This is a genomic window from Halodesulfovibrio spirochaetisodalis (assembly GCF_001672295.1).
Classification (GTDB): domain Bacteria; phylum Desulfobacterota; class Desulfovibrionia; order Desulfovibrionales; family Desulfovibrionaceae; genus Halodesulfovibrio; species Halodesulfovibrio spirochaetisodalis.
Map to the genome: position 1 here is coordinate 77833 of NZ_JXMS01000014.1, position 12122 is coordinate 89954.

General features: G+C 48.4%; 9 protein-coding genes. 4 read left to right on the forward strand and 5 right to left on the reverse strand.

Going from position 1 to position 12122, the window contains the following annotated elements; all coding sequences use genetic code 11:
* Positions 1 to 15: 15 nt before the first annotated feature.
* A complete protein-coding gene (locus tag SP90_RS09460) occupies positions 16 to 315 on the reverse strand; it encodes an MTH1187 family thiamine-binding protein (protein WP_066854992.1) in 300 nt (99 codons plus the stop codon).
* A gap of 200 nt (positions 316 to 515) precedes the next feature.
* Here SP90_RS09460 and SP90_RS09465 point away from each other — a divergent pair, with 200 nt between their 5' ends.
* A complete protein-coding gene (locus SP90_RS09465) occupies positions 516 to 1469 on the forward strand; it encodes a calcium/sodium antiporter (RefSeq protein WP_066854995.1) in 954 nt (317 codons plus the stop codon).
* Between the two features lie 71 nt (positions 1470 to 1540).
* Here SP90_RS09465 and SP90_RS09470 read toward each other — a convergent pair whose 3' ends face one another.
* Positions 1541 to 2071 carry a hypothetical protein gene (locus SP90_RS09470; RefSeq protein WP_066854998.1) on the reverse strand — a complete coding sequence of 177 codons (531 nt, stop codon included), beginning with the start codon at positions 2069 to 2071 and terminating at the stop codon, positions 1541 to 1543.
* A gap of 68 nt (positions 2072 to 2139) precedes the next feature.
* The gene (locus SP90_RS09475) at positions 2140 to 2964 is read right to left on the reverse strand and encodes a nitroreductase family protein (RefSeq protein WP_066855001.1); all 825 of its coding nucleotides are present in this window, start codon (positions 2962 to 2964) and stop codon (positions 2140 to 2142) included.
* A gap of 539 nt (positions 2965 to 3503) precedes the next feature.
* Here SP90_RS09475 and SP90_RS09480 point away from each other — a divergent pair.
* Positions 3504 to 5669: a hypothetical protein gene (locus tag SP90_RS09480; protein ID WP_066855003.1), complete on the forward strand. Its 2166-nt coding sequence runs from the start codon at positions 3504 to 3506 to the stop codon at positions 5667 to 5669.
* A 69-nt stretch (positions 5670 to 5738) separates the two neighbouring features.
* Here SP90_RS09480 and trmFO read toward each other — a convergent pair whose 3' ends face one another.
* Together trmFO and glgP are read right to left on the reverse strand one after the other, a co-directional pair.
* Positions 5739 to 7088: a methylenetetrahydrofolate--tRNA-(uracil(54)-C(5))-methyltransferase (FADH(2)-oxidizing) TrmFO gene (gene trmFO, locus SP90_RS09485; protein WP_066855007.1), complete on the reverse strand. Its 1350-nt coding sequence runs from the start codon at positions 7086 to 7088 to the stop codon at positions 5739 to 5741.
* Between the two features lie 307 nt (positions 7089 to 7395).
* Entirely contained in the window at positions 7396 to 9975 is a 2580-nt protein-coding gene (gene glgP / locus SP90_RS09490; protein ID WP_066855010.1) for an alpha-glucan family phosphorylase, read from the reverse strand.
* Between the two features lie 282 nt (positions 9976 to 10257).
* Between glgP and dut the strand changes: the two genes are divergently transcribed.
* Positions 10258 to 10740, forward strand: coding sequence for a dUTP diphosphatase (gene dut / locus SP90_RS09495; protein WP_066855034.1), 483 nt, complete (start codon positions 10258 to 10260; stop codon positions 10738 to 10740).
* A gap of 46 nt (positions 10741 to 10786) precedes the next feature.
* Positions 10787 to 11989 (forward strand): aspartate aminotransferase family protein, encoded by a 1203-nt coding sequence (locus tag SP90_RS09500; protein ID WP_066855013.1) that lies wholly within the window; start codon positions 10787 to 10789, stop codon positions 11987 to 11989.
* Positions 11990 to 12122: the final 133 nt, after the last annotated feature.

Consider the following 12122-nt stretch of genomic DNA (forward strand, 5'->3'; position numbering starts at 1 on the left):
AAGCGGACTATTTTTTTATTTTTCCAGCTTGGCAGCAACAGAGTCTGTTTTACCTTTCAAGCCGTTAGTTCTGCCTTTTCGTGAGTCCACTTTGAGCGTGAGGTAGATGCGGTCGCAGTCTTTTTCCAGTTCCTTATAGCATGCGGAAACTGTCTGCATGACTTCATCCCAGTCACCTTCAACGGTTGTTCCCATTGGGCCGAAGTCGTAGGCAAGGCCGCTTTGTTTGATCACGGTAACAACACGGGCAACGTAGGGACTCATGCTCACACCTTTATCCATTGGAAAGATGGAAAGTTCTGCTATCACAGACATGGTATATCCTTTTAGGTAAAGTTAACTGAATGTACGGCAAGAATACTCCTGCTGCGGTATTTCTTCAAGAATCCATATGATATTGAATCGTCAGCAAACGCTAGACAAGTGTGGCAACACATCTTACATCTCCCCTTTGTCAAAGACCGTGTTCAACTTCGCGTTGGGCATGCACAATAACCTTAGTATCAGGTAGCGTTATGCTTTCATACATTGCATACCTTTTGGCAGGCGGGCTTCTTTTATGGAAAGGAGCAGACTGGGTGGTGGATTCGGCAGCAGCCATTGCACGTCGTTTCGGCATCTCAGAGCTTATAATCGGTTTAACCATTGTTGCAATGGGAACCAGCCTGCCGGAATTTCTGGTGACGTTAACTGCGGCACTGGAAGGTATTCCTTCAATCTCTTTTGCGAACATTGTCGGCTCAAATATTTTCAATCTGGGTATCATTCTGGGCGCAGTTGCGATGATTAAAAGCGTTTCCGGCAACAACGCTCTTATCACACGGGATATTCCAATTCTCTTCGGTGTTGAATTGCTGATTCGTCTGATGGTTATCGGCGGGCATCTGGGCAGATTTGAAGGGCTTATTCTTTCCGCAATTTTCATCGGCTATCTTGTCTGGATGTACTTCCGCTGTAAAAAGCCGCTTTCTGATGACGGCACTGCACTGTGTGATGTTCCAACCGAGGGTGAAAAAGCTACTTGGAAGGAGTATATGCTGCTTCCGATCGGGCTTGTTGCAGTAAGCTTCGGCAGTCAGTTTGTGATTGACGGGGCGTCCGGCGTTGCGCGTGTGTTCGGGTTGAGCGAGTGGCTTATCGGTGTAACCATTGTTGCGGCAGGTACGTCGCTTCCTGAACTAGTCACCTGTCTTTCTGCTGCCCTTAAAGGCAGAAATGATATGGTGCTCGGTAACCTGATTGGCAGTGACTTCTTTAACTTCGCCGGCGTGCTTGGTCTTACTTCTATGATCCAGCCGATTGCAATTCAGCAGGGTGAGTTGTTGAACATGACTCTTGCTGTGGGCGTAGTTGCTTTGCTGTGGTTGCTTATTCGCACACAGGGCAAGATTACCCGAATGGAAGGGGGCTTGCTTTTTGCGGTAGGACTTGGGCGCTGGTTGCTGGAGATATGGCGCGGTGCAATGTAGATAGATAAAAGAAGAGCGGGTGAGTCTGTACAGGACTCACCCGCTTTTTTATATTCTTTGCTGATAGCCGGTTATGCTAAGCCAAGTGGCTCCAGCACATTTTCAACAAGGTCTTCCGGTTCTTTCCATCCATGTAGGATAAAGTGGAGAGATGCCAGCATATGTGGCTCTAGCTCAATAAAGTCTGCCCCTATCTGCTCGCGTCCCTGTTCTGCATCCAGTCCAAGGTTTTGCGCCAGATGAAGCAATTCTGTCATAAGATAGAATACCTTTCCTTGCTCACGCAGGCTGCTGCGTATTTCATCGTCACGCATGGCAGACTGAGGAACAACGATGATGCTGCCTTTGTGTGCGCAGAGCGCTTCAAGGTCTGCCATCGAATCGAGTGTATCCGGTGTCTGCACTGTCATGGTAAGCCGATCTGCAAGCAGGGCTGCGAGTTCATTGCGTTTGCTGCCGGTAAAGCCGATCAGAAAAAGAATGCCATCCTGTGTTGAAAATGTATCCAGCTCAGTTTTTTTACCAAAGGTCATTGTTGCATCAGCATTCTGAACTTCAGTTTTTTTCTGGATAAAGTGATCTGTGCCGTTGATAACTGCCATCTTCTTCTCCATGTTTGGGCATGCGATGCTGCCCGTTTCACTGGCTCAAGAAAAGACAGTGGCTGCGGCTATAACCAGTTCACGGACAATTTTTTGCGCATTGGAATCCGTGGGTAGGTAAATTTAGGGTAGCCGAGCATGTGTCCACCACAGCAGATGTGGTTTTCTTGAAGCCCTAACAGATCTCTTAGCGGCTTATAATCGTTGGCACAATAGGTAAAGAAGCCTGCAAAACAAGCACCTACACCTCTGGAATGAGCTGCAAGTTCAAGGTATGTAAGAGCAACTGCACTGTCGGTATCATGCCATGTCAGGTTATTTTCTGTGTAGCAGAGTGCAAGGTGTGGCGCACCGCGCAGGATCAGATCCTGTCCTTTTTTCCATCCCGCAATCAGACCCGCAACACTGTATTTCTTAGCGAGTTCACGGTTGTTTTTGCGGATATCCATCATCCATTCAATGGTCATTTCTGCCAGAGTACGGACAGTTTCCGGTGACTCAACCATAATCCACTGCACTGGTTGCTTGTGGCTTGCAGACGGAGCAAAGTCGGTGAGGGAGATAATATCCTGCAGGGGGTCGTGCGGTACAGGTTTAGATTTAAATGCTCGTACAGACCTGCGTGTGCGCATGAACTGGTCTGCCTGTTCTGCAGAAATGGCAAGTGTTTTATCAACAGGTACAAACTGTTCGGACGGCATCGGCTCCAACGTAATACAGTCCGCTGGGCATGCTGCAACACAGTGTCCGCATGCAAGACAAGCAGATTCTGCACCTATACGCATCTTAGGGAGTCCACTTTCCTTATCTTTAAGGAGCAGTTTGTTCGGGCAAACTTCTACACAGATAAGACATTTTTTACACTTGGTTTGTTCTACAGAATAAAAAGACACGTGTTATCCTCGTTTTCGTTTAAGTATAGCTTCGCGATCTGAGCGCGCGTGGAATGACAGTAAAGTAGGTTCCGGATGCCGTTGTTGCGGGGAGCCGGAGATGATGTAGGTGGAGCGTGCTACGAAAAGGTCTTCTGAATTATCAATGAAGGGATAGAAAATAGCAGTGGTCGCGAAGCAGATTGGTTGATTGAACACTTTTCTTGTTCTGTAAAGAAAAAAATTATAGTGCAGCTCCTGATATGGCGTTACTAGAGCAGACATTACACATGATTTCAAGTCATTTTAGATGGTTCTGTCTTCTGCCAAAAAATAGTGGGCATCCATACGTAAAGCACTTGCCTGTTCGCGATTTTCCTAGCAGTGTATGCAGCGGCTGATATAGCCAACTGGCAGAATAAACGCACACACTGCTATATGATGCAGTATGTGTACTCTGCTACAATCACTGTGATTCTACTCTATTATCATCTAATCTTATCCTGTTATTACGTATGTGGCTGAAGCTTTTGCAGCTGAGCCTCTTGCGGAGTTTTTTTGTGAGAATCAAATCTGTTCTGTTAGTTATGGCGGTGGCGCTGGCGATTGTATTGTCAGGCTGTACACCTCCAAAAATTTCCAGCTCCTCAGCTCAGTCCCCGTTGTCTCTAGAGGCTGAAACAATGGGGAGAGCAAACCCGGGGTATATCCAGTGGCTTGAAAAGCAAGCCATGCTGACCACCTCTGAAAAATTAACATCTGTTGTTTCCGGTACCAACCTTTTCTGGCTTGCTCCGTATGAAAAGCCGCGTGTTGAGATGATGCTCAATATCGCACCGGTATGGGTAACGCTGGATGCTAACCGTATACTTACCTCCGGTTCAGAACCCGTTATCAGTGCATTGCAAAGCGATGGTTTTTTACGGGCGGCACGTGATCTCGGCGTGCGCGGAATACATGTCAGAGCTATGCGTGAGAGCGGTGTTATCTGGGGAAATGCTTCTGAAGAACGTCAGCTTGGTGATGATACGGTAAGTTACCTTTTCTCTAAAGGCATTGGCGATGAATCTCGCTTTAATGCCTTTTTGCGCAAAGCCAATCAACATGGAATGATAGTAGGCGACACATCAGTGCCGTTTGCCACAGGGCGTGGTGCTGACTACTTTTTGAGCACCCGCGGTGTGGAGGAATACAAGGGATTATACTGTATGGTAGAGGTGCCGCGTAAGCTCTGGGACAAGCTGCCTGAGATTACAACCCGTACCCGTGCCGTGCGTCTGGACTCTGCCGCGCTCAACGCGTTGCGCAATGCCCGTATTCTTCCTCCTCCGTTAGTTCGGGATTCTTTGGATATCTCTCTGACACCCATGAACTGGTATGCTACCGGCGTTGTGCGCGGGCTTGATGGCAACGGTCGCCGTTTTCTCTATTTAGGATATGGCTCGGATGCACGCCCGTTATTGAACTGGAATGACCCCTCCAAGGCAGCACGGCGTCTTATTTCCGGCTCGATTATTCAGGAAATCGGAATGCTCCATTCTGCTGTGACAACTGTGCGTGTTGCGCCGTTGTATGGCACAGAGCCAGCATATTCTGATGCAGGGAATTCCGGTTTTGCTCTGGGTGATACGGCAGTACAGGCCGCACGTGAAGTGGCGCAGGAAGTACGCCGATATGGCGGCTGGACATTCCTTGAAGATAACCTGCCGTTGCCGGATCTAAAGGCTGCATCCGATGGTGGAGCAGACTTTGTTGTTAACCATGCGCTAGCAACAGCTGCACAGTATGCGTATGCAACAGGTGATGCACGCCTTATGGGGCAAAGCCTTTATACGATACTTCAGTTGGGATTTGATCAACGACGCTTCATCAACAGAATACAACCTGAACTGTACATAGATTTCTCGCTTCCGTTTATGTTTATGCCTGAACAAAAGCAGAACAGCGAACAGCGCAAAGCATACTTGCGGACTGTACAGCAGAAACTTTCTGCCAGTGGCGGGGATGTCTTTTTCCACGGAAGCAGATTGTACCTGACACCAGCAGCTTTTGTGGCAACGGTTCAGGGCATTCGTGATTTTCGTAATATGACAGTGGAGCAGAAGCAGACTGTAAATAATGGTCTGAGTTTTCTGGGACATGTGCAAGCAATGCAACCGGGTATCTTCATGCTGTCAGCAGATGAGCTTACCGGTGTGCTGCCGGTTCCGGCCGGATTGCTTGAATATACAACAGAGGAAGATTCTCTCCGGCAGAATGTCGCAGGTGGGTATGACCTGACATCCCGTGCCGGTAATAATATTCTGACAGAACTCGGGTTGCCGAAGGCACCTGCTGCGTTTGGCAAGTTTGATGTTGAAACACGCATGACAGAGTCGTTTGCCGGTGCCATGCGCCGTGTTATCAAATTACGCAACGCACTGGGGATACAGCATGCACGTTTGCTCCAGCTTCCACAGGTGCAGGATAAGGGAATGCTTATCCAAGTGTTCAAGTTGCCGCAAAAGAACAGCATGCAAGCGATTGCGGCTGTGAATGTAATAAACTTCGGTGAGGAGACTGCGCAGGAAAAATTTGCGCTGCTTAAAAGAGTTGCCGGAGACGCCAGCAAGCTGGAAGAAGCACAGACAGGAGAAATAGTGAAGGCCGTGAAAGGACAGTTTACTGTTTCTGTTCCGCCTCGCACTGCCAGAACCTATGTGGTTCGTTCTACGTCTGTGAAGTAGCTGTAATAACTAAATATACATGAAAAAACGCGCCCTCAGTATGNTGAACTGAGGGCGCGTTTTTATGTGCTATAAACAACACTCATCAAGCGTTTCTTTTTGGTCAGCAAACCATTCAGTAAAGCGTTCACGGGCACGTTGTGCGTAGAGCACTTTACGTTCTTTTTTGCGTGCTTTGCGGTTCAGTTCCGGAGTGAGACCGAACTGGACGTTTGCAGGCTGAAAGTTCTTTTGATCAGTGCGCAGGTGTGCAAGCAGGCCGCCGAAACATGTTTCTGCCGGAGGTTCTGCAAGTGTGAGCTTTTTAGCTTTGGCAGCAAGCATGGTACCGAGCCACAAACCGCATGCAGCAGACTCAACGTATCCTTCCACACCGGTGATCTGACCGGCGAGGTAGATAGTCGGGCGGTTTTTTAATGCAAGCTCAGGCGTTAATGTCTTAGGCGCGTTGACGTACGTGTTGCGGTGGACGCTGCCGTAACGGACAAACTCTGCATTCTCAAGTCCTGGAATCATACGGAAAATACGATCCTGCTCTTTGTATTTAAGTTTGGTCTGGCAGCCCACGAGGTTGAACATGGACTTGTTCAGGTTTTCAGTACGCAACTGAACCAGTGCAAACGGGCGTTCGCCTGTGCGTGGATCAGTAAAGCCTACTGGTTTGAAGGAGCCGAATGCAAGTGTCATTTCACCGCGTTCTGCAAGTGCTTCAATCGGCATGCATCCTTCAAAGTGGATTTCTTTTTCAAAATCTTTTGTCGGGGCTTTTTCACCGCTGATCAGCGCTTCACGAAGTGCATGGTATTCTTCTTCATTCAAGGCGCAGTTGAGGTAATCCTTGTCATCAGGATTGTATCGGGAGCCCCAGAATGCGATATTCATGTTAACGGAGTCCGCCGCAATGATCGGTGCAATGGCATCGTAGAAGTACAGGTGCTCTGAATCGAGGGACTTGGCAAGCGAGTCGCTCAGCGCATCACTGGCAAGGGGGCCGGCTGCAAGAACAACTGCGTCGAAACCTTTAAGCTCTTCAGCATCAAGTGAGGTGATTTCCTTATGGATGAGGGTGATGTTTTCATCCTCGGAAATTGCTTTAGTGATGTAGTCGCTGAACAGTTCGCGGTTAACAGCCAACGCTTTGCCCGCAGGTACACGGGTAGCTTCAGCAGCTTTCAGCACTAAGCTGTCGAGTTCGCGCATTTCCTGTTTAAGGACACCGACAGCAGCTTCCGGCTGGTCGGAGCGGAATGAGTTGGAACAAACCAGCTCTGCAAGTCCTTCATAGCTGTGTGCCGGAGAGTATTGCTCCGGCTTCATTTCAAATATGGTAACGGCGACTCCGGCTCGGGAGAGTTTGCGGGCACATTCACAGCCAGCAAGGCCGCCGCCGATAATAGCAATATTGGATAGTTCTGACACAGAAGCCTCCTATGGGAATGTGCGTCAAATAGACCATTGGCTTCAGATTAGCAACTCTTTTACTAAGAGCACCCAGATTGGGAAGCTGTCAGTACGTTGCTGGGTTCCTTCAAACCGCCCAACCGCTCATGTCTGTTCAATATGCTGTTCTCTTGAGTGGTCTGTGCGCCTTGTGCTGCACTGATTGTTCATCAAACTGGCAAGTAAGGACTGTTGCTATCAGTTTAGGGCGAAGGTGCTGTACTGCTCCTCCGCCCTTATATAATGATAGGATGAAAATGCTCTCTGTATATTTTTACGGGTATGGTCAGACAGTTTCCTGCGGAATTGCCCAACGGATGAGTCCAAGTGAGCGTGGGTCGATCAACAGTGGATGAGTTGGAATGACGCGGACAGTGTAGCCGAACCTGCCTGGTTTAGACGGAATCACTTCTCCCTCGAAATGTTGCCAGCCGTCCTCGGAGGTATCACCTACTGGAGTGAGTTTGCGGACATTACGTGACGCAAATTCACCGTTCTGCTGTACCTGACCGAAGTACGCTTCTGCCAGCAGGCTGTCGCGGTGAATTCCGTTTAATTTAATGTCGATACTGATCTGGATGGTTTGTCCTACAAATGCTTCATCTTTAATTTCGATGTGCGCATTGCGAAGATCAATACCGCTCCATTTGGTCATAATGTCATTACGCCAGTCTGCCAGCTCGCGGGCAGGCTGGAAATCGTAACGTGAGAGTTTGTTGTAGTTGTCGTAGGCAGGCTTATATGCCTTGTGGACATAATCCATAACCATGCGGTGCGAGTTGAACTCCGGTCCCAGCGTGGTAAACGCTTTTTTCATGCGTTGTATCCACTGACGCGGAAGCCCTCCACGTCCTCTATCATAAAATTCCGGTATGATTTCAAATTCCAGAATATTGAACAGGGTGCGCAGCTCCACATAATCTTGATAGTCAGGGTCAGTATATTCTTCACCTTTACCGATAGCCCATCCGAGGCTGTTGTCCGGCAGGTAAGCCTCATCCCACCAGCCGTCCAGAGTACTTAAGGTGAGTACGCCGTTGAACACTGCTTTCATGCCGCTGGTGCCGCAGGCTTCGTAGGGTCTTCGTGGAGTGTTGAGCCAGACATCACAACCGCCGAGCATTTGCTGTGCAATCTCAATGTCGTAGTCTTCCAGAAAAACCATATGGAAACGGTAATCGAGGCTGCGGCAGGTGGAGACAATTTCTTTGATATATTTTTTGCCCTCGGTGTCCGCAGGATGTGCCTTACCTGCAAAGACGAACTGGATAGGGCGGTCAACATCTTTGAACAGACGCAGAAGCTTTTCTTTTTCGCGCATAATCAGATTTGCGCGTTTGTATGTGGCAAAACGTCTGGCAAAACCAATGGTGAGTGCCTGCGGGTTAAGAATCTCATCTGCATTCTGTATTTCTTGTTTACGTGCGCCATGCGCCTGCAACTGATCACGCAGGCGGCGGCGGGCAAAATCTACAAGGCGGGCGCGCAGACGTTCATGTGTTCGCCATAGTTCCGCATCCGAGATATTTGCGGCGCGGCTCCAGATCGTTTTGGAGTCTGGGTCTTCCCGCCAGTTGTTCCCAAGATATCTGTCATAGACTTCGCACATGTCATCAGCTGTCCAAGTTGGAGCATGGACACCGTTTGTCAGTGCAGAAATCGGAATGTCATCATGAGGATACATCGGCCAGAGGTTCTTCCACATTCTGCGTGAAACATGCTTATGCAGTTTGGAGACCCCGTTGTTAAAACGGGACAGTTTGAGAGCAAGAACTGTCATGCAGAAATGTTCCTGATCATCAAACGGGTTTTCGCGCCCGAATGACATGAACACCTTGAAGGCAAGCCCGAGGTCGCGGGCATATTCTGTAAAATATTTTTCCATCAGTTCCGGGCTGAACCTGTCGTTGCCCGCCGGAACCGGTGTATGTGTTGTAAATATGGAGCTGGATGCCACAATTTCTGTGGCGGATTCAAAGGAAAGTCCTTTGCGCATAAAAGAACGGATTCGTTCAACACCTGCAAAGGCAGAGTGTCCTTCGTTCATATGGATAACTTGAGGGTGATAGCCGCAGACTTCCAGTGTCTTCATACCGCCGATGCCGAGCAGGATTTCCTGCCACAGGCGCATTTCCTTGTCCCCGCCGTAGAGGCTTGCAGTAATGGCTCTGAATTCCGGAGGGTTGTCCGCAATTTCTGTATCCATAAGCAGGAGCGTGATTCGACCCACATTGGCTTTCCATATCTGTGCGTGAAGTTTCTGTGAGCCGAGGGGAATGGTGATGCGCACATGCTCCCCGTCTCCGTTCTCTAGAGGAAGAATTGGTATTTGCGTAAAGTCCAGATCTGGATAGGTTTCCTGTTGCCAGCCGTCCGGTGTCAGGTACTGTCGGTAATAGCCGTGCTTGTAGAGTAACCCTACTCCCACGAGAGGAATGTTGAGGTCGGAAGCTGACTTTAAGTGGTCACCCGCAAGGATACCCAGCCCGCCTGAATAAATAGGCATACAACTGGCGATACCAAATTCGAAACTGAAGTATGCGACAGATGGATTTTCCGGCGAGGCATCTTCAATAACCGGTGAAGGGCGGTCTTCAAAATATTCATTCAGCGTTTCTATGGTGAGTTTGAGCTGTGACTGGAAGAATGGGTCTTTTGCAACAGCCTGTAAGCGTTTAGGGCTGACAAGATGCAAAAAATGCAACGGGTTGTGGTCTGTTTGAGCCCATAGCTGCTGATCTATCTGTTTAAAAACATTATCGGTATGCCCGCACCACGTAAAACGGAAGTTGTAGGCAAGACGCCATAAATCTTCCAGACCTTCCGGTAGTTTTGGGACAACGTTGAATATTTTTAACGGCTGCATGCTGTTTCTCCTGCGTGCTGGTAGAACATGTAAGCTTTGTTATGCCACAGAGTAGCTTTTTTCGCAGTGTTTTTGATGATTATTCCCCGTGTGTCTGGGTGCTGCGCCTTGAAAACACTGCACTTTAAAGAGGAATGGATAAAAAAAGCAGAACAGAATGGTTGGCTCTAGTATCTTTACTCTCTTGCGTGTCTGGAATATTGAATGAGATTGTTTTGACAAAATTACTTGAAAAACTTTCTGGAGTTATCCGTGAACGGTCAGGAATCGTTACAGAATACAATGTCCTTGCAGGTGAATGTACGTTTTGTGCGTGATGCCGCGGCTGAATTATATGGTGCAGATGCACATGGTGTCTCAGGACTTGCGTATGCAACACCAAGTTCTGCTGGACTGGACTTACGTGCCTGTTTTGAAGAGGATGAAGTTATGATTCCGGCAGGCGGGCGCTATGCTGTTCCTGCTGGTATTGCCATTGATCCGCAGAGTGACTGCGTGGCGGGTTTTCTTTACTCCCGCAGCGGGCTTGGCACAAAAAGAGGACTGACTGTCAGTCAGGGAGTAGGGGTTGTTGATCCTGATTACCGTGGCGAGATATTTATTTCATTATTGAATACTTCCGGCGAAGATCGTGTGATTACCCGTGGTGAACGTGTAGCGCAGCTGGTTTTTCAGCCGTTTTTCCGTGCACAGATTGCCGTAGTGGACTCACTGGAAGAATCTGAGCGTGGCGAAGGTGGTTTCGGACATACCGGAACAATGTAGTAGAACCCTGTAACCCGCATTGAGCGGTAAAAAAGCGGAACAGAGAATGAGTACGAGTTTTGATGCATTGAAACAGCGTGAAGAAAAGCTTTTATGCCGCACCTACGGGCGGTACCCGCTTGCTATCAAGCGTGGTGATGGTGCCCGTTTGTATGACTTTGAAGACAAAGAGTATATTGACTTGTTGTCCGGCATTGCAGTGACCAACATCGGGCACTGCCGACCGGAGCTTGCCGATGTGATGGCGGAGCAGGCACGAAAACTCGTGCATGTGAGCAATTTGTTTTATCAGGAAGAGCAGCTTGAGCTTGCAGAAAAGATTCTTGCAACCTGCCATTTTGATAAAGCATTTTTCTGCAACTCCGGTGCAGAAGCAAACGAAGCAGCCATTAAAATTTGCCGACGATATATTCAGCGGGTTAAAGGGCGCGATGCCGGAGAGATCATAACATTTACTGGAGCCTTCCACGGCAGAACGCTGGCAACCGTGGCTGCTACCGGACAGGAAAAATTTGCTGACGGTTTTGCGCCGATTCCGCAAGGATTCAAACAAATCCCGTGGGGAGATTTAGCAGCTCTCGAAGAGGCTGTTACTGAATCAACAGCAGGCGTACTTGTGGAAGTTATTCAGGGAGAGGGCGGTATCCGTCCTATGACTGCTGACTTTGCAAAAGGCGTGGAGCGCATTTGTCGCGAAAAAGGCATTCTGTTCATGGTGGACGAGATTCAGACCGGTTTATGCCGCACAGGAAAATTCTGGGCGCATCAGCTGTTTGATCTGAAACCGGATGTAATGTCTTGTGCTAAAGCTTTGGCAAACGGTCTGCCTATGGGAGCTATGCTTTGCTCTGAAGAGGTTTCAAAAGGGTTTGAACCGGGAAGTCATGCCACAACCTTTGGTGCTGGTGCTGTGCTTTCTGCTGTTGCTGCAAAAGTCATCGATATTATGGTTGATGATAAGCTTGCAGAACAGGCGCATGAGCTTGGCGAATACGCGATGAATCTTTTCCGTGAGATCGGGGAGCGTCATCCGGGAACCATTGACGAAGTGCGCGGACATGGCCTTATGATAGGGGTTGTGCTTGCAGAGGACGGCAAAGCCGTTTGGGAAGCGCTTATTGAACGCGGGTTTATCTTAAACCTTACACAGGAGCGTGTGCTGCGTCTTGTTCCTCCTCTTGTCATTTCCAAAGAAGATATTGATGCGTTTGCATTAGCATTAGAAGATCTGCTCTCTAAAAAAATATAGCATCACTGTTATTTTTAGTGTTCAAAATCCCTGTTTCGGAAGAAACAGGGATTTTTTTTATTTTTTACAAATTTTTTTTAAAGAAAATTTCTAATAACAAAAAATTCAATGAATTTCTAAGTTGTCGGCGGGA